The sequence below is a fragment of the Candidatus Tisiphia endosymbiont of Parasteatoda lunata genome (assembly GCF_964030955.1).
Classification (GTDB): Bacteria; Pseudomonadota; Alphaproteobacteria; order Rickettsiales; family Rickettsiaceae; genus Tisiphia.
Map to the genome: position 1 here is coordinate 1,164,869 of NZ_OZ035003.1, position 23,408 is coordinate 1,188,276.

Genomic DNA, 23,408 nt, shown 5'->3' on the forward strand with positions numbered 1-23,408 from the left:
CGCAGTGTTATAAAATGGTTTTTTAACTGATAAAAGGTAATCAAATAGCTAGGTTAATATTACCGCAAGGTTTTGAAGGTCATGATTTTATAAAAATGATGAAACATGAGCCGCATGGTCGAAATCGTATACGTTTATTGGCGATGTATCACCTTCAATTAGGCAAATCTTTTAAAGCCATATCTGAAATAGTGAAGTCACACTGGAAAACTGTGCAATCATGGCTCAGAAGATTTAGGAATCATGGTTTTGAAGGATTATTTGAATCACAAAGAAGCGGTGCCCCTAGGAAGATTAACACTATACAAGAGTCTGCTCTTTTTGATAAAATCAATACGCTCAGTGAAAGTAAAACTGGTGGGTATATAACTGGAAAGGAGTTACATATCATGTTACTTGAGGAATATGGTGCTAAATGTGCTTTAAAAACAGTCTACAATACTATGCACCGCCTTGGTTTTAGCTGGATTACTTCTCGTTCAATGCATCCAAAGTCAAATCAAGAGACTCAAAATACATATAAAAAAACTTTCCAGATATGTTAACAGAATTATTACCAAAAAATATCGATAGATGTAAAGTTGATATATGGTCTCAAGATGAAACTCGAGTTGGGCAACAAGGTAGCTTAACTCGTATATGGGCTAAGCGTGGCACTAGACCCCGTAAAGTTCGGCAACAGCAATTCATTTCAACATATATTTATGGAGCTGCTTGCCATGATACAGGAGAAGCTTTTGCATTAATTTTACCATATGCAAACACACAGGCAATGAATAAATTCTTAGAAGACCTTTCTCGCAGTATTCAAGGCAACCGACATATAGCTTTACTAACGGATAATGCAGGTTGGCACACAGCCAAAAAACTAACTGTGCCAAGCAATATCACTTTGATACCGCTTCCGCCCTATGCACCGGAACTTAATGCAATGGAACAAGTTTGGGAATGGATCAAGAATCATTACTTGTCTAACCAATGTTATGGTGTATATGAAGATATCGTCACTATGGCTTGTTACGCTTGGAATCAACTTGCTCATAATGTAGATTTAGTAAAATCAATTATGTATAGAGACTGGATAAATACACCGTGTTAATTATTGCAATTGGTATTATCATGGCTAATCTCCCTACTTATGCTCAAATAGGAAACCTAGCAGCTTGGGTAGTGACTATCTGCCGTGTTATGCAAGGCATGTCTTCTATGGGAGAGATAGTAGGTGCTGAACTTTATATAACGGAAACGATTAACCCACCAGCCCAATATGCAATTGTTGGATCATTAGGAGTTTTTGCTTCCCTAGGAGCATTAGGTGCTTTAGCTATTGCCTCACTTGTTACTTCTTATGGCTTTAACTGGCGTGCAGCATTTTGGATAGGGGCAGTAATTGCACTGATTGGTTCTGTTGCAAGAACGAAGCTACGAGAAACACCAGAATTTGCTGATGCCAAACGTCAACTAAAAAAAGTTTTTGCACAAACTAATACAGATACCACCCCAATTCGTAATAAGAATTAACTAATTCTTATTACGAATTGGGGTAGTATGTATGGAACAGCAAGATGCAACTCAAGATATTTTAATCCCAATATTAAAAGAATAAGATAGTTCACAAAAAAACATGTTGAAGCGATATCATAACAAAACAATAAGAAATTAGAATGTGGCAGCAATACTTAGCAATAATATTAATTATTATTGAAGGTTTATTAATCTTAATATCTTTGAAATATTTGCATCAGATAAATATAACTCAATGATAGGTAAGGCACTAGTTTGACTAGTGAGACCATCAAGGCTTGGCCTTTAGATTTAGTATAACCTCAGTTTGATGCAAGATGAAGGTTGAGATTGTTTAATTTTCCAAAAGCTACAGAAATTTTATTAGGTTTGAAAACATAGGCAAGTAGCCCAGCTAATACATTAGTTTGAAAATTCATAACAGATCTATGCCTTGTATGGTCTATATGAAAAAGGTTTTTCAATTGATCATTAATGGTTTCAATAATGTGCCTTTTATTTAAAAACTGCTTTTTAATAGGATCTATTATTCTTTCTTTCATATTACTTTTAATTTTTGTTATTAGTTCTAAACCTTGATTAGCAAGGGATTGAGTGAGTTTTTTACTGATATACCCACGATCACCAAAAAGCCAGCCTTGTAATTTATCTACTAAATTTTCCACCACTGCTCTATCATCGACATTTCCAGGAGTTAAAGAAAAACTCATAATCTCTCCGCAACTGTTAATGACAATATGTAGCTTACAGCCAAAGAACCACCCAGTGGAAGTCTTACCTCTTTTTGCTATGTCTTTGAATACTTTATGTCTATTAATTCTTAAATTATGGCAAGCAGGAAGTTTAGTAGAGTCGATATAATATTGACCAGTTTGTTTTCCTGTTAGGCTTTTTAGCAGTAACACCATGGGCATGAAGCTCATTGGCATTAACTGAACAAAACGACTATAGCTCACAAGTTTTGGAAATTCCTTTCTATAACTTTGGCATAGGCAGCATAAATAAAAATCTTTAAAGGTACGGTAGTGACTCAAGTGAAACATTACTATAATAGTAATAATCTCTGAGAGTCCTATACTGCAGCCCACTTTACGCTTACGGTTAGGATTTGGTAATATATATTTATTTCGCTCCGTATCAAAATGCTTGCAAAAATCATCAATTAAGCAGAAAATCTCCGTAAGAGGGATCATAATATATTCTCCAATTTTGTCATTATTATTAGAGAACTTTATAATCCCTCCCTTCTTAATTTTCAAATGTTCTTTCTTACGTCAAACTCAGGTTAGTATAAAATAAAAAGTTATCATATATAACTTCTTTGGTTTGACGGTCAAAGGAGAAAATATATGACAACATACGAAAGTTTAAATCATTCTAAATGGGATTGCAAATATCATATTGTGTTTATTCCAAAGTGTCGTAAAAAAGAATTGTACGGGAAGGTTAGAAAATATCTTGGGAACGTATTCCATGAGTTAGCTTTTCAACGTGGGAGCAAGATCATAGAGGGGCATATGGTACAAGATCATGTGCATATGCTCATCAAGATTCCTCCTAAATATTCTGTAGCTGAAGTAATAGGCTATATCAAGGGGAAAAGTGCTATAGCCGTTGCTAGGCAGTTTGGTGGACGAAAACGTAATTTTAATGGAGAAAAGTTGTGGGCTAGAGGTTATGCGGTCTCAACTGTAGGATTTGAAGAGAATCAGATCAAACACTACATTAAGAATCAAGAGCAACTTGATAGTTTAGGCTCTGACGAATCAGGAGAATTTTAATTAACAATGGCAGCCCTTTGGGCTGCTCATAACCGTCAAGCCCCTCGCTTTGCGAGGGCGTTCTGATACCAATTGCAATAATTAACACGGTGTATTTATCCAGTCTCTATACATAATTGATTTTACTAAATCTACATTATGAGCAAGTTGATTCCAAGCGTAACAAGCCATAGTGACGATATCTTCATATACACCATAACATTGGTTAGACAAGTAATGATTCTTGATCCATTCCCAAACTTGTTCCATTGCAGGAAACTGGACTGATTTTTCAAGACAAATTTTTCACTAATTTTGTTTCCCATTTTACATAATTTTTAAGCTGCATTTTGTAAGTAATCAAGATACACGTTCATCGGTTTTTTATAACCAATACTTGAATGGAATCTTTGATTGTTATATTTATCCATGTATTTATCAATACCATCTTTAAGTTCTGCGATATTTTTAAAATCATTTATAAATATACAATTATATTTTAAAGTTCTAAAAAATCTTTCAATCACAATATTATCAATGCTTCTACCCTTACCGTTCATTGAGATTTGTATATTATTCTCTTTTAGAATTCCCGTATGCTCATGTCCAGTATATTGACTACCCTGATCACTATTGAATATTTGTGGTGCAGGGTATTTATTCAGTGCATCTTTTAATACATCGGTTACAAGTGATGCATCCATAGAATTAGATACTTTATAACTTAGTATTGCCTTACTATGCCAATCTATAATCGCCACAAGATACATAAATCCTCCGTTAGTTCTAATATAAGTAATGTCACCACTCCACACTTGATTAACATAAGGTACATGAATAGTTCTATTCGTTCCTGATTTGTGCCAGTACGGCTCAAGCAAATAGCTATAAATTTTATGTTGACCATCCTTCACAGAAGTAGATTGCTTTTTATGAGGATGAATAGCTTCTATACCCATTATTCCCATATATTTAAGCACCCTATCTCTGCCCACATTAAAGCCGTCTTCCAATAATTGTTTGTATATATAACGATAACCATACTCAGGGTTATCCGTATATATTTCATCTATTCTATTTAAAATATCAAGATTATATAAGCTCATTACTTTAGCTTTATAATATACTCCAGATCTGCTTATCTTTAATAGTTCACATTGCCTTGTCTTTGCTAACGTACTCAGCTTGGGGTCGACAAGACTTTTCTTATTTGATAAGTCCAAGCTGTTTAGCTTTCCCACCGCCCAGTCCCTCTCGACTGTAGCCTTACCTAATGCTTTTGCAAGTTCATCGTTTTGATTCTTAAGTTCACTAATCTGCCCTTTGTACTCACTAACAGCTTTTGCTGGCTCAAATGCCAATGACGCATTATCTAAAAATTGTCGTTTCCAGTTTTGCATAGTTTTAGCCGTTACTTCATATTTGACCGATAACTGACCTATTGTTGATTCTTCTTTTAACATCTCTAATACTATTTTAGTTTTTGCTTCTGCACTAAAATTTTTAATTTGTTTTTTACCCATTTGTTTCTCTTTAATTTTATTTATTATTCTATACTTATTGAGAAACAAAAATACCTGCTTCTTTGTCTAATTTTTTCAGTCCATTATATAATTGTACTATAGTACTCGGGAATACACTGCTTATAGCTTCTGGAAAGCCCTTTAAACCATCCACACAAGCAACATAAATTTGTTCAATTCCTCGATTCTTTAACTCAGTAACTACTTGCATCCAAAATTTAGCACCTTCATTTTTGCCTATCCAAATGCCAAGTAACTCCTTTTTCCCTTCTATATTTACAGCAAGTGCTAAATATACTGCTTTATTTATTACTATGTGATTGTCTCTAGATTTTACATAGATACAGTCCAAGTATAATATTGGATACACCCTATCTAAACAACGATTTTGCCACCTAGTTACTTCTTCTATCACCCCATCTGTTATGGTGGATATCAAGTCACCAGATACATCAGTTTGATATATTTCTTCTAAATGCCCTCGGATCTCGCTGACTGTCATACCGCGACCATAAAGGGATATCACTTTCTCATCAAATCCATTAAATCTCCTCAGCCCTTTTGGTATTAATTGAGGATTATACTCTCCTTCCCGATCTCTTGGTACTTCTACTGTCAGCTTACGACCATCCCCATCAATTACTGTCTTCTCATAGCTACCATTACGACGATTATTATCTACTTTTGGCATCTTGCTATGTTTTGAATATCCTAATTCATGATCCAACTCACTTGCTAATATTTTCTCAACTATTTGCTTCTTTAGCTGTTGAAATAAACCATCTCGACCAAATAACTCCGATGGATCTGCTTTTGATAATAATTCTTCTACTAGCTGATTACTGATGTCTAATGTATCTTTATCTGTATCTAATTTTTTAGCCATAATTCCTCCTTGCTTGCTTAAGTTACTTTTTTTACAGTAATCTCTTACTGCTTTCTTTGCAACTTACACAAACTATAGGACAGACTCTCTTAACTTTATTTGTAAACCGTTTTACATATCAAAACTTACGCTGTGTTATCTCAAATATGACTAAAAACCTTGGTCAAAAGCCATCTTTTCATAATGGGAAATTTTTATAATATCCTAACGGATATACAATAGAGAATTTCGTAAGAGATCTATTCTTTCAACCAATGTACCATTTCTTTTAAATCAATAGTAAAAGCAGCAAATTTTTTAACAACTTACTTTATCTCTTCCAACTGGTAAACAAACATAATGTTCTCTAGAGCTGATATCAATGACTGCTGCATCAGGATTCATTATTTCCAATTTCTGTTTATCATTATTTTCCTTTACCATTATAACCTCCTTCTTGTTAAATGCTGTTAAGCCAAGCTAATTTTAAGTTGGAGGGGTAATAGAATTACTCTCCTAAACGAGGTCTCTCATACACTTAATACCAATTTTCGAATTTAATTTAGCAAATAATTCATGCAGCAAATAGATTGAATTAGCGAGGTATTTAAATTCCTAATAGAAGAAGATACTGCTATTTCCAATTGTTCAATTGTATTGTATACTTTATTCTTTATAGTCTCAGACTTTAAATGCTCCCATAATCGCTCCGCAGGATTTAATTCAGGAGAATATGGTGGCAAGTAAAGAATTTCTATATTAGCAGGAACCACTAAGTCCTTAGCCTTATACCATCCAGCACAATCCATAACAACAATGGCTTTTTGATCGCCTATATGTTTAGACATTTCCGCAAGAAACATGTTCAAAGACATAGCATTAACATTTGGCATCATTAAGCTAAAATCATCTCCTGTTATTGGGTTAACAGCACTATAAACATAAAAATTCTGAAAACCTATTTTGATTTTAACTTGAGTTCTGCTACCTTTGCGAAACCAACCATGACCTAATTTAGAATGAGTTCCAAAACGCGATTCATCAAAGAAATACAAAAAACTTCTTGGATTGCTTGTTATTTTTTCTTGAATTTTTTTTAAACTGTTCATGAGTTTCTTTATTCTGTTTGTAATGCACTGGTCTTGGAGTAATGTACGCAAACTTAAGCTTGTGCAATGCCCTGTGTACAGCCGATTTACTTACATTAATTCCCAAATTTTCTTTAAGTTTTATGACGATACTTTTTATTGTTATGTTACAATCTTCTTGTATCCATTTGTTTATTGCTTCATAGCAGCTTTCCGTTAAATCGCTTTTCCTTCCCCTACCTTTTTTATATTCAAGATTTTTATCATCGCCTTGGGCAAAGCTTTTTACCCAGTTTCTTAGCGTATTAGTTGTGATATTAAATATTTTAGACACCATACCAATACCATGTTCTTTTGCAGCTACTATAGCTCTTAACCTGATAGTGGTTCTATTCTCTTTGTTCGTACTTGCAAGTTGAGCTATAGCCTGTTTGTATAAATCTTCTGTTATTAATTTTTGATGAGTACCCATTACATTCCTAATTTTATCTATCTTTTACATTATAACCTATTTTTCTATTCTTTATACTAAATTAAATTTGGGAATTGGTATAAGTTATGTATGATGCCATCAATGATATTACCAAAACTCCAAAACCATGCTACCAAACGGCTGTGATCAATGCACCAGTGAAATTGACGATTATAGCTTAATATTAGCTTGGTTATTTCATTTTATAGAAGTATCGCAAATAATACAGATGCTGCTTAATGGTTACTGTTAAAAATGATACTACGTTGAAGTGTGGTACAGAGCCAGTTTCTTATATTTTGTCGCGTGGTGCTTAGCACCAATGTTTAGGCTACCAACAGAGTTGATTATGTTGTTAGCAATAACAAAACTCAAAAATCTTCTAAAGCTGTACAAGATGAGTTTGGTTTTCGGTAGGTAATTGAGAGCATGCATAGAGAAATTAAGCAATTACTGTATAGAACGTTGCCAATGCAGAAAACAGCGTATCCAATGTAATCACATTAGTTGTACATTTCTAGTTTGGGCTTTTAGATGATTATATGCAACAACAGTTCCGTTCTCCATCTTTACCCTATTTAGAACCTTCTATAGCATAAGTTTTGTAAGTTTATTATGTGACATGTTCTAAACAAAATTGTTGACTTGTCCATTTTATAGACATAATCTTAACCAAGAGGGTAATTGATAATAAGAGGAGGAGGGTATTTTAATGGAAGAGTCAAATGATCTTGGATTTTTTCAAGTAAAAAAATCAAGAATTCATGGTTTTTTAAACGCCGTAACGGGAGTAAACATGAGTGATAAAGTGCTGATAGATGTGGTTATTGATGAAGATGAAGGTAGTTAACCACTCTGCACTGCAAGTGCAGAGCTTAATATTACGGCATGAATGCCTAATGTATGTACTAACTTAAAAGTTAGAAACTATTTGTGTATGGCTCATTTAGAAAGTGTCACAACACAAAAAAATATATCTGTGAAGTGTAAGATTTTGTTAAAAAATATCTGTATGATTCATTCTTATCTTTTCTTGATAAGATATTTAAAATTTATGTTGAAACGACGCACTGCAAGTGCGGGGTTTTTCTCCCAAAGTGGGACAATAAAGTATTATTAGAAATTAATAATAATGCCAGTCAAAAGCATGGACTTAGAATAATAAAATTATATGGTATTAGTAATCTTAATATAGATATAGAAGTTAATGAACAAGCAACTATCGATAAAGTATCAATCAGAAGAAATGGAAGTGGTAATAAACAAGACAATCATACTGTTCCTGTATCCACATTCCTTAAATCTTTAGAGAAAAATCTCAAAAACAAAGAGCTTACAGAAAATACGGTCAAGAATTTACTACACCAATATGGAAAATATTTGCAAGATAGTGCATCAAATCCTCAACAGCAGAGAAATCCACAACACACTTCAGAATTTGACTGGATAAAAGATAAAATATCTAGTTTTGATAGTAAAACTTTAGATCAGAAGTTATCTATAATTGAGAAATATATTATACCCTTTATATTTTATGAGTGGAATACCAGAGCTGAGGCTACTTTTAGAGCAGTAAAGGAAGCTACAGCTTATGGAGCAGAGGGCAATTTAATAAAGAAAATAAATAAACAGTTTAGTGAATTAATCAAAAGCCTGAAGAAGGAAGAAATACAATCAATTTATAATTTAAAGGAAAAAATTAATGAGATACTACCTGAATATTGTAAATCTATAGATTTACCTAATGAAAATCAATTAACTTCTAAAAGGCTTGGAGTTGTTGTCAGTGATGCAAGAAGATTATTTAAAGTATGGTTTTCATTACTGGAGAATGTGGATGAAAATCTAGGATTGCGTTCATTCTTAGATAGTAATGGGTCAAATGACTATAAATCATTTAAAGAAGAGTTTTTTAATAGGCAGAAATTTGGTGAGCAGATAATTGATTCAAAGCAACAATTAACTAGAAAACAAAAACAGAGTTTAAAGAATAAGTTAAGTGAATATATAGCAAGCAATCCTGAGACAGTAGATTCAGGGTCTGATCATAGTGAATCTGATCAAAGTTCTGCATCTGGTGCTCTTTCACCAGGAAGAGATGAAGATGTTGATGTTGCAATAGAAAGTTTAGAGAAAGAGCCAATTAAAATTGAATACACATCTGATAAAATTAAACTAATACTTCAACATTATTTACCACAAAAAGATATAGAACAGGTTTATTTAATAGATGCTCCAGATCAATATCATAATTGTGTAGATAATTTGAAACAACAATTAATATGGGAAACTAAAGATAAAGTAATATTGAATGATAAATTTTATGTTGTAATAGAAAGAGCAGATGATCAATCACGTGTATCTTCTGTAATAATGTTAAAATTATTTAATAAAAATAATAAAAATCAGATTAAAGTGTTACCTATTGTAGGTTCTATCTCAGGTTCATTTCGTGATGAATTAAAAAAAACACCAGAATTAAGTATAGTATCAATAAAAGTTGACGATTTACCTGATTGGTTTCTTGAGCATCAGTCTACTACTAATGTATATTTAAACAACCTAATAGAAGTAATAAAACTAAGTATCGAATGTAATGCTCCTTGTAAGGTTGAAGATAATGATATAGAAGAGATAATGAGTGAATCTTCTATAGAATATGAAAAAACACATAAGAGTATTTTAGATCAAGTAGTAAGTATTGGAGAGCAAGCTGATACGAGTGGTATATTAAAGAGGAAAGGAATAGATGGTGGTGATTCACCTATAAAAAAAGTAAAGTTTAATTTAGAAGATCTAGAGGAACATAGAGATAATATAAATTTGCAAGCATTTGCCTCTGGTTGTTCTACTCGTACTTCTAGTAAGAAACGTCTTAAACGTGATCTATGTCAAGAAGAGAAAACTGAAGAGATATTTCCATATGAACCATTGGAAAAAAATGTCGCAGAATCTTCTAAAATTAATGCAAGACTATATTCGCAAATAGCATATCTTGTAGCTTTAGAGCATCCAGAACCCACTACTCCAAACATGATGCTGGACAATGTCCTTACTTATATAGCAAATATAGGAGATATAATTAGTGAAGGAGAAATAAACCATAGTTTACGAGAACAGGAATTATTACAAACTCATTATCAGGAAGCACAAGACTTCTGTAATACATATCCTAAAGATACGGTATTAGATTTAGTAGGAGCAGAAATTGATTCATCAAGTCGTGCTTGGTTATTTGATAATGGTAAACATTCCTTATTAGTATCATATGATGGCAATCGCTATCAAATATATAGTCCAGATTTAAATTATAGACAAAGCTTTCAAACCAAAGAAAGAGTAAGGTTTACAGATATAGAATTATATGCCGAAGCATTTTTTAAATGGCGTAGTAATAGTATAGAATATGATTTGTTTACTTTAAAACAAAATGTACCAGAGGAAATTACTAATAAGATAAAGCAAACTAAATTCTGGAATCCTGATCAAGTTGTTTCTGATTTAGTATTACTTGATAAAGGATCTTTCTCAAACATACAGGGAATACCAGCAAAAGTGGTAAGAGAGTTATTCTTTTTAGATGGTAAAGTACCGGAACTTAAGGCATTGCATGAGAGCTTTTTTGCTCAATATTCAGGAAAAATTTCTATTAGAGTAGAGGAATTACATAATGTCTTATCATCTTTAGATCCACAAGCAAGTAAATCTTTAGTAGATTTAGCAAAGCAGCATAATTTCCGGGTAGATACTGCATATCTTAATAATATGCCAGAAAGTACAAAAAGTTTACTACATTCTTACCACAATGAGATTAGCAACAAGTTAAAAATATCAGAATCTATTACTATTAAAGATTTATCTGATTTATCTTGGTCAGTCCTTGAAAAAGAAATGATAAAAAATCTAGAAATTTCATCTGAATTAAAAGAATCAGCACTAAAAAATGTGAAAGAGCTTTATTCTATTGCCTCAAAACGTTCTCATGAACTTGGGATAACTAGTCAAACATTATTTTTCTTACCTGATATCATTAGATCAATGAACACTGGTAATTTTGAAGGATTACAAAAAACTGGTGAAATGATGTTAGGAGATATGGCTTTTAATAAGATGTATGATTCACTAATAAGTAAGTTGGGATCAGTATTACCTGAAAGTAGAATAGCATTACTTAAAAAATTACCAATAACAAGTCCTATATTTAAGATATTAACAATTCATTCAATTATAGAATTACAGAAACAATTAAATAATTTGCCTGCTGATTCAGAAGAAGCCGGTATTATCAAACATCAATTAGAAGAGCAATATTTTACCATAGGATTAATGGTTGCAGAGCTATTTGGATTAGAACTTGGTCCATTATGGGTAGGGTTGATGGCAGAACAATTAGTTTATGGAGCAATATCCTTACGTAAGCAGTATCACTTAGATATTTCATTTGGCGAAGCATTTTTAATGAATTTAGGATTTGAGCAAGATAAGTTACAATCAATACTTACAGAAAGACAATTAGTTGATCTTAACCTATCTTTAGTCGATAGATTGAGTGCTCAAACAAATACTAGTTATAGTTTAGTAATAATAAAAGTACCTAAAATGTTATATGATACACCTCAGGTAGGAAATACTGTGATTGAGTTTAAGCCTCAAAATAGTCGTTTCTGTATGGAGGATAATGTTTTTTTAGAAAAGAACTCTGGTTATAAGAGAATTTCTTCTGTAATTAGTGATGAACAAAACAACAATTGTGTTGACACTGCTGCATTACAAATATCTGGTGGTGGTCTTGCAGCACTGTATGGTAACAATAATAGTACAGAGCAACAATCTATTTATGTTAATTTTGATCCTAATGAAGGAGATATGAAATTACATTTTGATGTGGTTATAGTTTTCCGGACAGTTAATAGGAGACAATATTAACAGAAAGGAAGTACAAAAATGACTAATAGCAAACCAAAGGTTTATCCGGCTGAATTTAAAGAGTCAGCAGTTAAATTAGCAATTGAGTCCAAGCGACCTGTGTCACAAACAGCTAAAGAGTTAGGTATTACTAGAAATACTCTATATACTTGGGTAGATAAATATTCCAAACCTAAAGAATCAATAATGCGAACAGATGAACATCTCTATGATGAATTAAAAAGATTAAAGAAAGATTTAGCTAGGGTAACGCAGGAGCGTGATCTATTAAAAAAGGCTGCCGCGTACTTTGCGAAAGAGTCCCAATAAAGTACGCATGGATAAAGAAGCATAAAGGTGATTTTTCAACTGCGATTATGTGCAAATTTATGAAAGTATCACGTAGTGGCTATTATGAATGGTTAACTACCCCTGAATGCAATAGGGACAAAGAAGATAATGCTTTAACCTGTAAGATTAAAACAATTTTTCAAGAAGGTAGAAGGAATTATGGATCTAGACCCATTAAAAAGGAACTATCTAGACACGGTATAATTGTTAGTCGGAAGCGGATTGCAAGGCTAATGAATGAAGCTGGTTTAGTATGTAAAAGCAAACATAAATTTAAAGCAACTACTGATTCTAGTCATAATAAGCAAGTTGCTCCTAATTTATTGGATAGAAAGTTCAAGGTCTATGCTGCTAATTGTTATTGGGTTGGGGACATCACATATGTTCCAACTGAAGAAGGTTGGCTGTACTTAGCAACCGTTATTGATCTATTTTCTAGGAAAATTATAGGGTGGTCAATGAATAGTAACATGAAAGCTGATTTAGTTAATAATGCTCTGCTAATGGCAATATGGCAACGTAAACCACCTAAAGGACTTATTTGGCATACTGATAGAGGTAGTCAATATTGTTCTGATAGCCATTCAAAACTTACAAAACAACATGGTATTATACAGAGTATGAGCGGTAAAGGAAATTGTTGGGATAATGCTGTTGCTGAAAGCTTTTTTCACACTATAAAAACAGAACTAATTTATCAATATAAATTTAAAACTAGGGAGGAAGCAAAATATGCCATATTTGAATATATAGAAGTATTTTATAATCGTATAAGGATGCATTCAACTAATGACTATCTATCACCTGTACAATACGAGAAAATGCAAAAATGTGCCTAAACAAACTGTCCGGAAAACTGTTGACAGATCATTTTACTAAAGAAGGATTAAATAGGCTAGATCAATTAAATAATGCTAATGTCACTAATCCATATGTTGTTATCGCCCAAATATATCATAAACCTTATCCAGATCAGATTGGATTATTTGGTAATACAAATCATAGTTTTATATTAAATGATGATAGCAAACGTATAGTTAGTCACTATTACCTAGAGGGTACTAGCTCTTTTGAATTAGATGATAATACTATATCCACAAGTATAATGTTTTTTAATAGAAAGCTCTCTGCAGGATATATTGTATTTATCAGTGGTAACACAAGCAATATACAAGTTAGAGGCATGATTCCATATGAGGAACGCACAGGAGTCAATCATTTAATTTGTGTAAGTGATCTGTCAACAGTTTTCCGGACAGTTTGTTAGGCACATTTTTGCATTTTCTCGTATTGTACAGGTGATAGATAGTCATTAGTTGAATGCATCCTTATACGATTATAAAATACTTCTATATATTCAAATATGGCATATTTTGCTTCCTCCCTAGTTTTAAATTTATATTGATAAATTAGTTCTGTTTTTATAGTGTGAAAAAAGCTTTCAGCAACAGCATTATCCCAACAATTTCCTTTACCGCTCATACTCTGTATAATACCATGTTGTTTTGTAAGTTTTGAATGGCTATCAGAACAATATTGACTACCTCTATCAGTATGCCAAATAAGTCCTTTAGGTGGTTTACGTTGCCATATTGCCATTAGCAGAGCATTATTAACTAAATCAGCTTTCATGTTACTATTCATTGACCACCCTATAATTTTCCTAGAAAATAGATCAATAACGGTTGCTAAGTACAGCCAACCTTCTTCAGTTGGAACATATGTGATGTCCCCAACCCAATAACAATTAGCAGCATAGACCTTGAACTTTCTATCCAATAAATTAGGAGCAACTTGCTTATTAGAGCCTTTCTAATTAAGTGTGTAAATTTTTCATAGGGCTTAAATTCTACCTTCAAATTTTATCAAAAAGTGAGCCATAGCTGCGTTCCAGTTTGGAATCGGCATAACCCATTTCTTGGTCATATAATCAATTGCCAAATACAAGGTCTTAAAAACGGCATTATCATTTGGAAAAACCCGTTTATTCTTAGTAACCTTACGTAATTGGCTATTGACAGATTCTACACTATTAGTTGTGTATATTACTTTCCTTATCGCCTCAGGGTATCCTAGAAAAACCATTAAATTTTCCCAATGAACATACCAAGATTTAGCAATTTGTGGATACTGTTTACTCCATTTAGCTTCAAAAGATTCTAAAGCAAGATGTGCTTCTTCCTCTGTGCTAGCAGTATATATAGGCTTTAAATCAGCCGCTAATTCTTTTCGGTCTTTATATGATACATATTTTAAACTATTTCTAATCTGATGTACAATACATAATTGATGTTCGGTTTTCGGAAAAACTGCTTCTATTGCCTCAGACATACCGGTTAAATTATCACTGCAAGCAATAAGCATGTCTTGCATACCTCTGTTCTTCATCTCAGTAAAATTACCAAGCCAAAATTTCGCTCCTTCATTTTCACTGATCCACAATCCTAAAATATCCTTCCTTCCAGATAAATCAATACCTAATGCTACATATACAGACTTATTGATAATTCGTTTATCTTGACGTACTTTTACTACTAAACAGTCAAAAAATACTATAGCATATACTCGATCCAATGGTCGGCTTTGCCATATCTTGACATCCTCAATTACATCATCAGTAATTTGACTTATCAAACTTTCGCTAACGTCAGCTCCATACAATTCTTGCATTTGAATCTTAATATCAGATAAGCTCATTCCTTTAGCGTATAATGATATTATTTTATCATCAAATCCTTCAATACGTCTTTGACGCTTCGGAATTAATGCAGGTTCAAATGTACTACTTCTATCCCTTGGAACCTCAATCTCTACAACTCCATTATTTGTTACTAGATTCTTTACATTCCTACCATTACGAACATTATCACTATCAGTATGACAATATTTATCATATCCTAAATGATTATTCATCTCTGACTGCAATGCCTTCTCTACAAGCCGTTTGGTTAATTGTTTTAATAAACCATCCTCTTTAAGTAATGTTGATATATCTGTATCATTATTTATTAATAAATCTATCGCTTGATTCATTGCTTCATTTTGTTTTTGGTGCATTATAATTTCTCCTTTTGTTATATTATATTTTTATATAACCTTTGAAAAATTTACACACTTATTTGTACAGAGCCGCTTATTATGACTAGAATCAGTAGTTGCTTTAAATTTATGTTTGCTTTTACATACTAAACCAGCTTCATTCATTAGCCTTGCAATCCGCTTCCGACTAACAATTATACCGTGTCTAGATAGTTCCTTTTTAATGGGTCTAGATCCATAATTCCTTCTACCTTCTTGAAAAATTGTTTTAATCTTACAGGTTAAAGCATTATCTTCTTTGTCCCTATTGCATTCAGGGGTAGTTAACCATTCATAATAGCCACTACGTGATACTTTCATAAATTTGCACATAATCGCAGTTGAAAAATCACCTTTATGCTTCTTTATCCATGCGTACTTTATTGGGACTCTTTCGCAAAGTACGCGGCAGCCTTTTTTAATAGATCACGCTCCTGCGTTACCCTAGCTAAATCTTTCTTTAATCTTTTTAATTCATCATAGAGATGTTCATCTGTTCGCATTATTGATTCTTTAGGTTTGGAATATTTATCTACCCAAGTATATAGAGTATTTCTAGTAATACCTAACTCTTTAGCTGTTTGTGACACAGGTCGCTTGGACTCAATTGCTAATTTAACTGCTGACTCTTTAAATTCAGCCGGATAAACCTTTGGTTTGCTATTAGTCATTTTTGTACTTCCTTTCTGTTAATATTGTCTCCTATTAACTGTCCGGAAAACTATAACCACATCAATAATCTGCGTAGCATGTTTACAGTACAATCGCTTCCTAGCGATCAGGGGATGAGGAACGTAATAGACCAAGTAGATAGTGATGTAGCGTTTAGACCTATTTTCAAAGAATTATTTAGTAAATTACAACGAGGGAAGTATCTAGAACAATATCAAATATTTCCTGGTAAATACTTATTAAATGTTGATGGTACACAATATTACAGCTCTGATAAAGTGAGTTGTAAACGTTGCCTAATTAGAGGGCATAAAAATAACCAATATCATTGTCATCAAGTATTACAAGGGGCTATTGTAAAATTTGGGTTACGACAAGTAATACCAGTAATGCCTGAGGAAATTCGTGTACAAGATGGTGACGAGAAAGAGGATTGTGAGAGCAATGCTTTCAACAGATTTTTGACAAGATTTAGAAAGGATCATGATAAATTAGGGATAATAATCAATGCTGATGCGTTATATGCAACAACTCCAGTGATAGAAACAATTCGTGATCATAAAGCTAATTATATTTTTAAAGTAAAACCCAATAATCATAAGACATTAATGGATAATGTTCAATCTGTAGATAAATCAAAGATAGAGACATTGAGCCTTAGAAAGAACAAATTGATAATTGAATGGGTTAATGATGTTGAATTATTTAATAGCACTAAGGTAAGAACAAATTATATAGAGGCATGGGAGCTAGTGCCGCAGAAAGATGGTAGTAGTTAACCACTCTGCACTGCAAGTGCAGAGCTTAATATTACGGCATGAATGCCTCATGTATGTACTAACTTAAAAGTTAGAAACTATTTGTGTATGGCTCATTTAGAAAGTGTCACAACACAAAAAGAATATATCTGTGAAGTGTAAGATTTTGTTAAAAAATATCTTATCTTATCTTTTCTTTTCTTGATAAGATATTTAAAATTTATGTTGAAACGACGCACTGCAAGTGCGGGGTTTTTCTCCCAAAGTGGGACAATAAAAGTCAGTATTATGGTAAATGGATTACTGATCTAGAAATCACCTCAGATAATGCTAAAACAATAATAGACGGAGCAAGAGCACGTTGGAAAATAGAGAATGAATTTAATAGCTTAAAGAATCATGGTTATAATATAGAACATAATTACGGTCATGGTTCTAAGAATCTATGTTATAATTTCTACAATTTCACTTTGTTAGCATTTACTATTCATCAAATACACCAATTAGTTGATAAATTATTTCAAGAAATGAGGGAGCAATTTGGTAGATTAGGGTCGTTATGGGAACGAATAAGAAGTTTAGTAGATCTTTTTTTCTTTGAATCAATGGAAATGTTATGGGAGATATTAGCTGGCAAACGAGATTACAGAGTCCCGCCAATATAGATTCGACCTATCAAAAGCTTTTTCTAGAGCAATAGACTTATTTATTGCTAACCGTTGATTTTTACCAAATTGATTACAATAACGTGAATTATGATAAGTTTGTATAAAAATATTTATAGAATTCAAGAAAATACATACAAATCTTTAACAAAAAAATAGATTATTCGTCTTAAAGTTGAGTGGGTCGCAATGCTAAAATTTCTCTATGTATCTATAATGTCATATTTGCAATTGCTGAATTGGAAGTGTAAAGGAATGATTTGATATTAACTGAAGTAATTGAGATTTAACTTACATTTGATAAAATAAATAAATTGTTAAATGGAGGTTCAAATGAATTTGAATCAAAAAATAATAAAACCAAAACTAGGATTATTAGAATTTATGATTTATCAAATAAAAAATTTACCTATAAACTAGATTATTTAATATTTAGTAGTTTGTGAGTTTTATGGTATAATGAGTAACATGTAAAACTATAACACCTCTTCAATAAATTACTATTTATGGCTATTACTAAGTTTCTCGATCCTAAAAATGATATTGCCTTTCGCCGTATATTTGGCTCGGAGAAAAATAAAGATATTCTTATTCATTTCATTAATGATGTGCTAGAGCTGAAAGGTAATGATAGAATCAAAGAAGTAACATTTTTACCTACTATTCAAGAACCAGAGATTGCTTCAAAGAAGCAAAGCATAGTAGATGTGTTATGTAAAGATGAAAATGGAGTGCAGCTAATTATTGAGATGCAGGTATCTCCGCAAGAAGGATTTGAGAAGCGAGCACAATATTATGCAGCAAAAGCCTATTCACGGCAGTTAAATAAAGGTAAGAAAGAAGGAGCTAGATATATAGATTTAAAGGCTATAATATTTATTGCTATTAGCGATAATATTATATTTAAAGACAAAGTATTCTATAAGTCTGATCATATTATTTTGGATAAAGATAGCTATGCCCATGATTTAAAGGATTTTTCTTTTACTTTTATTGAGCTACCGAAGTTTAAAATCACAGATATAAATTTACTGACCAACATAATCGAGAAGTGGTGTTATTTCTTTAAGCACGCAGATGAAACAAGTGAATCCGACTTACGTAAGATCATAGGATCAGATCAAGTAATAGAGAGAGCTTATGAAGAATTAAACCAGTTTAACTGGACGGAAAAAGAATTGTTAACTTACGAGCAAGAAACTAAACGTATCATGGATAATAAAGCAGCAGAAGATTACCTAATAGAAACTGCTAAAGCTGAAGGTAAAGCTGAAGGTAAAGCTGAAGGTAAAGCTGAATTGGTAAAGATACTGTTACAGAATGGCAATTCTGTGGAGTCAATTGCTAAGATGACAGGTATGTATATTAAGGAAATCAAGGAATTATTAAATATACAGATACAATAAGAAAGGGAAGCATCTCCTATTTTTTATGTGTGATTTATAGAGCTTGTTACAACAGAAATATAAGATAAAATTACGACTTATCTTTTTGTAGAAGTCAAGATTTGATCTTACAGACCCCATAAATTAACTTATTAGATTGTCAGATAAATTTTGACTGTCAGATAAGTGTTCAAGATACAAGATATCATTATTTTTTTCAAACGCTAATTTTTTACTATCTTTAAAGGTTTGCATTGGAGTTTTACCATAGCAATACTTGCCGGAATGAGGGCGTTCGTTATTATAATAATGTAACCAGGTATCAAGATCTTTTTGCAATTCAAAAAGTGAATTGTAAATCTTTTTACGCATTGCAGTATCATAAAACTCATTTTTCATGGTTTTATGAAACCTCTCACCATAGTACCCCACAGATTTTACAGGAGGGTTAAAATAATAAATTGAATAAGTGACTGAGAGTAACTAATCTCCGCTGAGAATAAGCAACAGGAGGTATTAATGGACTCTCAATCACTATACCAAATATTATACATATTTTTAGATTGGCACCCAGCACGAATTAAAACATTTGCAGAATTAATTTGTGCAGTAGTAAAAGCTAAAACTGTGAGAATCAAAGAATTAGCACTGTATGTCGCTTCTAAAGGCAATTTGCATGCCAAGATTGTTAAAGTTGAGCGTTTGCTTTTAGAACAAAATATGTGCTTTATAAGTTTAGGAAAAATTATTGTTAAATTGCTCTGTCTAACAGGTAAAATTAGCCTTGCCATAGATAGAACCAGCTGGCAATTTGGTATTAAAAATTTGAATTTTTTTGTTGCAACCATTGTTTATGGTAATATTTCAATTTCTATAGCATGGTTGTTACTTGATAAAAAAGGCAACTCTTCTACTAATGAAAGAAAGAAATTGATTGAGCAAATTTTAACAATTATACCTAAGGAAATGATAGAGCTTATCCTTGCCGATCGGGAATTTGTTGGGGAAGAATGGTTGCAATATATGGGTGGAATCCAAAAATTACCTTTTGCTATTAGGCTAAGAAAAAGCGAGAAAGTCAAGCATTTCAACGGTGGCAAGATGAAGTTGAATAAATGTTTTGCCGATATGCAAATAGGTAACACTAAAACTATAGAAAGCAAAATTTACAATGGTATGGCAATTAAAATAACTTGTTTGCAATTAGAAAGAGAGCAACTATTTATTGCTAGTAATGTCCTTATTGGTGAATGTGCTTTGCTAGCATATAAGCAGAGGTGGAGCATTGAGCGATCTTTTCTGTCTCTCAAGTCATCTGGATTTAATATTGAAGATACCCACATTACAGATCAAAAAAAGCTAGAAAAACTATTTGCAATAGTATCTTTATCCTTAGCTATTTGCGTGCTTGCTGGTGACATTAAGAACAAAATTTATCCTATAAAGATCAAAAAACATGGTCGTAAATTATACTCATTATTTACTTATGGATTTGATTGGATAAAAGATTATTTTTATAACTCGTTAAGTGATACCCCTGCTATGTTGTTTTCATTACTACGAAAACACATTATGATTGCTTTTCAACTTCAACAATAACTGTGGGGTACTATGACCTCTCACATATCCCCAGGAGTTTCGCACTTAGCAAAAAATATGTTAATCTAGCAAGAAAGAGTTTTAGTTAAGCATGGCAAGATCAAAATGTAGCAAAGACTTATATAAATCATTTTTACAAGCAAGTAGCGTAAGATATAGTGGTAAAGCATTATCTGAAGTAAGTCCAATAAACCTATCTCATGATAGTGCAAGTCGATGGTTAAATAGTAAGGATTTCCGCCCTAGCGGGATCTACAGAGAAGTGTCAAAATATATTGATAGGGAAGCTTCTTGTTTATTAGTGGGAGATGACACGTTATTGTCAAAGCAATACAGTAAGAAAATTGAGCTTGTACATTATCAATATTCTGGAGCTGTACATGATGTTATACCTGGTATAGGGATGGTCAACTTACTGCATTACAATGCTAAAACTGATCAATCTACCCCTGTAGATTATAGAATATATGATAAAGAAACTGATGGAAAAACGTATACTTGCAGCAAAACTGCGTAACACTATCTAATTTTTTTGCTAGTATGAATTTATTGTATAAATTTGGGTTTCTACTATGCAAATATCACCGATTAATCAAAACTTACGCTATGTTTTATGATAAGTGGCTTTGTACTGAGATATTATTAAAATTCTTTACTATGAAAAAATGGCTTTCAGCCAAGGTTTTTAGTCATACTTGAGATAACATAGCGTAAGTTTTGTAATAAAAACTAGTTGAAAAAGTACCAATTATATTATAACATTTGAAATATTAATAATAATGATAATTAATCAAATGAAAAAACCAAAAGTAGCGACCTTAAGTGCTGAAGAACGAGAAGAACTAATACAACATGTCAAGGACAGTTCATTAACGGGAGATGAACAGCAAACGATAGTAGAACTTGTGAAATTTTGTAATGAGCTAATAGACAAGCTAGCATCATCAAATATCAGTATAAATAAGCTTAAGGAAATGCTGATTGGTTTTAAGGCAGATAACAAAAAAAAGATAGTTCAGATTCATTAAAAGAACCGCCAAGTGAATCTGATAAGGGGAATGGTGGTAATGAAGAAGAGTGCGATAAGCCCAAAAAGATAGATCGTAGTAATTGGCAAGGTAAATATGGGTTTGATGATTATAAGGATGCGAATACCAGCTATTTAACTCCTGAGAATTTTTGTAGTGGTGATAGCTGTCCTCACTGTTGTAATGGCAAACTATATAATAGTGAAGCTAGAAAATTGCTACAATTTACAGGTAATGCTCCAATTACAGTCAACAGATATGTAAAGAAAACGCTACGTTGTAATGCTTGTGATTATATAGTTATGAACAATAAAAATATCAACAAATGGACAAATAGTAGCAGAAGTGCAATAGTGTTACAAAAGACCTATGGTACTCCTTTCTACCGTTTATCTAGGCTGCAAAGTTTAAGTGGTGTTCCTGTGGCATATAGCTCGCTCTGGCAACAATATTTAGATGTTTGGCAAGAAGGTGGTGGAGCTGAAATTTACGGGGTATTATTGGAAATGGCTGCCGAATGTAGTTCACTGAACCTTGATGATACTAGAGCTAGGATTTTAGAAATTACTATAGCCAATAAGAAATTACGTACTCAAAATAAGAAAGGACGCAGCTGTTATACTACTACAATATGTGCTAAGACTGCAAATAATGAGGTGATAGTTTTATATTTTACCGGTAATAGGCATGGTGGAGAAAATATAGGTAACGTACTAAAGAATCGTAAGAATAGAACAGATTCTATCCAATTAATGACTGACGCAAGTAACAATAATAACCCGGTATTATCAGAAGCAGATCAAGAATTACTGGCAATAATAGTGATGATCAATTGTTTGTCACATGGTCAGAGAAAATTTACAGAGAATGAACTATATTACCCTGAAGAATGCGGATATTTTCTCAAACAAACACGAGGGATTTACCACAATGAACATCAATGTAAAGAGATGAGTCCTGAAGAAAAACTTGGGTATCATCAGGAACATAGCAGTAAATATATAGAAAACATATATAACAAAATAGACGAATTATTTAACGACAAGAAAGTTGAGCCTAATAGTAGGCTTGGACAAGCTATGAAATATTGGATAAATAATAAAGAAGGTTTGACCCAATTTTTAAAAATCCCAGTTAGCAATCTTGATAATAATTGGGCTGAGAGATCACTGCGTACCATTATTTTACAAAGGAAGAATTCATTATTCTTTAAAACAATCAATAGTGCTGAGATACATAGTGGTTTGTATAGTATAGTAAAGACTTGTAGTGAGAACGAGATCAATGCCTTTAAATATTTAAATTGGCTACAAGAGCAGAGTAGCAAAGCAAAGAAGCGTCCTGCGAATTATACGCCTTTTGCCTATGCAAGATATATGAATAATACGGAATTAATCGAGACAGCAGCTTAAACGACAGGAAGCCAATCATTAGAGAATTTGGCAGAACTAGGATCACCATTATGAATAAGAATGTGTAAGGTTCTATAACAAATTTGATAAGATGAATTATCAGATGGGAAAAGTTTTGCGGTAAATTTACCTTTGGATAGGCGTTTAGAGCATAGCCAAAAGCCTTGACCGTCAAAGGACAAAATTTTAATGGCAGTTCTGTTTTTATTATAGAATAAAAACAAGGAACCATTAAGAGGGTCAGAAGAAAGTTTTTGTCTACAAACAGCGATTAAGCCATCGATACCCTTGCGAAAATCGATGGCAATAGTGGCAACAAAAAT

At 32.5% G+C, this 23,408-nt stretch carries 27 protein-coding genes and 2 pseudogenes; 16 read left to right on the top strand and 13 right to left on the bottom strand.

All coding sequences use genetic code 11. The features are described from left to right. Positions 1-95 precede the first annotated feature (95 nt). Genes AAHN00_RS07265 through AAHN00_RS07275 form a run of 3 tightly spaced genes read left to right on the top strand, consistent with a single transcriptional unit; the run spans position 96 to position 1,521 of the window. Positions 96-545 (top strand): helix-turn-helix domain-containing protein, encoded by a 450-nt coding sequence (locus AAHN00_RS07265; RefSeq protein ID WP_342271056.1) that lies wholly within the window; start codon positions 96-98, stop codon positions 543-545. Next, a complete protein-coding gene (locus AAHN00_RS07270; RefSeq protein WP_342270961.1) occupies positions 539-1,099 on the top strand; it encodes an IS630 family transposase in 561 nt (186 codons plus the stop codon). The genes AAHN00_RS07265 and AAHN00_RS07270 overlap by 7 nt, the downstream gene beginning before the upstream one ends. After that, the gene (locus tag AAHN00_RS07275) at positions 1,093-1,521 is read left to right on the top strand and encodes an MFS transporter (protein ID WP_342272532.1); all 429 of its coding nucleotides are present in this window, start codon (positions 1,093-1,095) and stop codon (positions 1,519-1,521) included. Before AAHN00_RS07270 ends, AAHN00_RS07275 begins: the two co-directional genes overlap by 7 nt. A gap of 305 nt (positions 1,522-1,826) precedes the next feature. Here AAHN00_RS07275 and AAHN00_RS07280 read toward each other — a convergent pair whose 3' ends face one another. Next, positions 1,827-2,717, bottom strand: coding sequence for an IS982 family transposase (locus AAHN00_RS07280; protein WP_342270939.1), 891 nt, complete (start codon positions 2,715-2,717; stop codon positions 1,827-1,829). Between the two features lie 156 nt (positions 2,718-2,873). Between AAHN00_RS07280 and tnpA the strand changes: the two genes are divergently transcribed. Further along, on the top strand, positions 2,874-3,305 hold the full coding sequence (gene tnpA / locus AAHN00_RS07285; protein WP_250310729.1) for an IS200/IS605 family transposase: 432 nt from the start codon (positions 2,874-2,876) through the stop codon (positions 3,303-3,305). Positions 3,306-3,386: 81 nt separating this feature from the next. Here the strand turns inward: tnpA and AAHN00_RS07290 are convergent, their stop codons facing one another. The 6 genes from AAHN00_RS07290 to AAHN00_RS07315 form a co-directional block, all read right to left on the bottom strand. Next, positions 3,387-3,554, bottom strand: a complete 168-nt coding sequence (locus tag AAHN00_RS07290; protein ID WP_342272533.1) for a hypothetical protein — start codon at positions 3,552-3,554, stop codon at positions 3,387-3,389. Between the two features lie 68 nt (positions 3,555-3,622). Beyond that, positions 3,623-4,807, bottom strand: a complete 1,185-nt coding sequence (locus AAHN00_RS07295; protein ID WP_342270912.1) for an IS3 family transposase — start codon at positions 4,805-4,807, stop codon at positions 3,623-3,625. A 34-nt stretch (positions 4,808-4,841) separates the two neighbouring features. Further along, positions 4,842-5,693, bottom strand: coding sequence for an IS256 family transposase (locus tag AAHN00_RS07300; RefSeq protein ID WP_342272534.1), 852 nt, complete (start codon positions 5,691-5,693; stop codon positions 4,842-4,844). Between the two features lie 297 nt (positions 5,694-5,990). Next, positions 5,991-6,116, bottom strand: coding sequence for a hypothetical protein (locus AAHN00_RS07305; RefSeq protein WP_342260131.1), 126 nt, complete (start codon positions 6,114-6,116; stop codon positions 5,991-5,993). A gap of 113 nt (positions 6,117-6,229) precedes the next feature. Beyond that, positions 6,230-6,781 (bottom strand): IS630 family transposase, encoded by a 552-nt coding sequence (locus tag AAHN00_RS07310; protein WP_342271748.1) that lies wholly within the window; start codon positions 6,779-6,781, stop codon positions 6,230-6,232. Further along, positions 6,714-7,232 (bottom strand): helix-turn-helix domain-containing protein, encoded by a 519-nt coding sequence (locus AAHN00_RS07315; RefSeq protein ID WP_342271749.1) that lies wholly within the window; start codon positions 7,230-7,232, stop codon positions 6,714-6,716. The genes AAHN00_RS07310 and AAHN00_RS07315 overlap by 68 nt, the downstream gene beginning before the upstream one ends. Before the next feature lie 712 nt (positions 7,233-7,944). Between AAHN00_RS07315 and AAHN00_RS07320 the strand changes: the two genes are divergently transcribed. The 6 genes from AAHN00_RS07320 (at position 7,945) to AAHN00_RS07345 (ending at position 13,755) form a co-directional block, all read left to right on the top strand. Next, on the top strand, positions 7,945-8,082 hold the full coding sequence (locus tag AAHN00_RS07320; RefSeq protein ID WP_342272535.1) for a hypothetical protein: 138 nt from the start codon (positions 7,945-7,947) through the stop codon (positions 8,080-8,082). Positions 8,083-8,169: 87 nt separating this feature from the next. Next, the gene (locus tag AAHN00_RS07325; RefSeq protein WP_342272536.1) at positions 8,170-8,352 is read left to right on the top strand and encodes a hypothetical protein; all 183 of its coding nucleotides are present in this window, start codon (positions 8,170-8,172) and stop codon (positions 8,350-8,352) included. Positions 8,353-8,612: 260 nt separating this feature from the next. After that, positions 8,613-12,158, top strand: a complete 3,546-nt coding sequence (locus AAHN00_RS07330; RefSeq protein WP_342272537.1) for a hypothetical protein — start codon at positions 8,613-8,615, stop codon at positions 12,156-12,158. A gap of 18 nt (positions 12,159-12,176) precedes the next feature. Continuing rightward, positions 12,177-12,467: a transposase gene (locus AAHN00_RS07335; protein ID WP_342270937.1), complete on the top strand. Its 291-nt coding sequence runs from the start codon at positions 12,177-12,179 to the stop codon at positions 12,465-12,467. Positions 12,468-12,478: 11 nt separating this feature from the next. After that, entirely contained in the window at positions 12,479-13,327 is an 849-nt protein-coding gene (locus AAHN00_RS07340) for an IS3 family transposase (RefSeq protein WP_342272570.1), read from the top strand. Beyond that, on the top strand, positions 13,318-13,755 hold the full coding sequence (locus tag AAHN00_RS07345) for a hypothetical protein (RefSeq protein WP_342272538.1): 438 nt from the start codon (positions 13,318-13,320) through the stop codon (positions 13,753-13,755). Before AAHN00_RS07340 ends, AAHN00_RS07345 begins: the two co-directional genes overlap by 10 nt. Here AAHN00_RS07345 and AAHN00_RS07350 read toward each other — a convergent pair. The 4 genes and pseudogenes from AAHN00_RS07350 to AAHN00_RS07365 all read right to left on the bottom strand — a co-directional run. After that, positions 13,752-14,291: pseudogene (locus AAHN00_RS07350) on the bottom strand (IS3 family transposase); the annotation flags it as partial. The gene AAHN00_RS07345 and the pseudogene AAHN00_RS07350 overlap by 4 nt on opposite strands. Before the next feature lie 39 nt (positions 14,292-14,330). Next, positions 14,331-15,545, bottom strand: coding sequence for an IS256 family transposase (locus AAHN00_RS07355; protein ID WP_342270921.1), 1,215 nt, complete (start codon positions 15,543-15,545; stop codon positions 14,331-14,333). Positions 15,546-15,575: 30 nt separating this feature from the next. Continuing rightward, positions 15,576-15,887, bottom strand: coding sequence for an IS3 family transposase (locus AAHN00_RS07360; protein WP_342272539.1), 312 nt, complete (start codon positions 15,885-15,887; stop codon positions 15,576-15,578). Between the two features lie 59 nt (positions 15,888-15,946). Continuing rightward, positions 15,947-16,237 (bottom strand): transposase, encoded by a 291-nt coding sequence (locus AAHN00_RS07365; protein ID WP_342270937.1) that lies wholly within the window; start codon positions 16,235-16,237, stop codon positions 15,947-15,949. A 78-nt stretch (positions 16,238-16,315) separates the two neighbouring features. On the opposite strand from AAHN00_RS07365, the gene AAHN00_RS07370 reads away from it, so the two are divergent. Beyond that, positions 16,316-17,017, top strand: coding sequence for a hypothetical protein (locus AAHN00_RS07370; protein ID WP_342272540.1), 702 nt, complete (start codon positions 16,316-16,318; stop codon positions 17,015-17,017). A 1,150-nt stretch (positions 17,018-18,167) separates the two neighbouring features. Then, positions 18,168-19,067, top strand: a complete 900-nt coding sequence (locus tag AAHN00_RS07375) for an Rpn family recombination-promoting nuclease/putative transposase (protein WP_342272541.1) — start codon at positions 18,168-18,170, stop codon at positions 19,065-19,067. A gap of 123 nt (positions 19,068-19,190) precedes the next feature. Here AAHN00_RS07375 and AAHN00_RS07380 read toward each other — a convergent pair. Beyond that, positions 19,191-19,463, bottom strand: a pseudogene (locus AAHN00_RS07380) (integrase core domain-containing protein); the annotation flags it as partial. A 102-nt stretch (positions 19,464-19,565) separates the two neighbouring features. Here AAHN00_RS07380 and AAHN00_RS07385 point away from each other — a divergent pair. The 4 genes from AAHN00_RS07385 (at position 19,566) to AAHN00_RS07400 (ending at position 23,085) form a co-directional block, all read left to right on the top strand. Next, entirely contained in the window at positions 19,566-20,645 is a 1,080-nt protein-coding gene (locus AAHN00_RS07385; protein WP_342272542.1) for an IS4 family transposase, read from the top strand. 91 nt (positions 20,646-20,736) lie between these two features. Beyond that, entirely contained in the window at positions 20,737-21,162 is a 426-nt protein-coding gene (locus AAHN00_RS07390; protein ID WP_342272543.1) for a hypothetical protein, read from the top strand. A gap of 277 nt (positions 21,163-21,439) precedes the next feature. After that, positions 21,440-21,673, top strand: a complete 234-nt coding sequence (locus tag AAHN00_RS07395; RefSeq protein ID WP_342271086.1) for a hypothetical protein — start codon at positions 21,440-21,442, stop codon at positions 21,671-21,673. A gap of 215 nt (positions 21,674-21,888) precedes the next feature. Beyond that, the gene (locus AAHN00_RS07400) at positions 21,889-23,085 is read left to right on the top strand and encodes an IS66 family transposase (RefSeq protein WP_342270935.1); all 1,197 of its coding nucleotides are present in this window, start codon (positions 21,889-21,891) and stop codon (positions 23,083-23,085) included. Here the strand turns inward: AAHN00_RS07400 and tnpB are convergent. Continuing rightward, positions 23,082-23,408 (bottom strand): IS66 family insertion sequence element accessory protein TnpB, encoded by a 327-nt coding sequence (tnpB, locus tag AAHN00_RS07405; protein WP_342272613.1) that lies wholly within the window; start codon positions 23,406-23,408, stop codon positions 23,082-23,084. The genes AAHN00_RS07400 and tnpB overlap by 4 nt on opposite strands.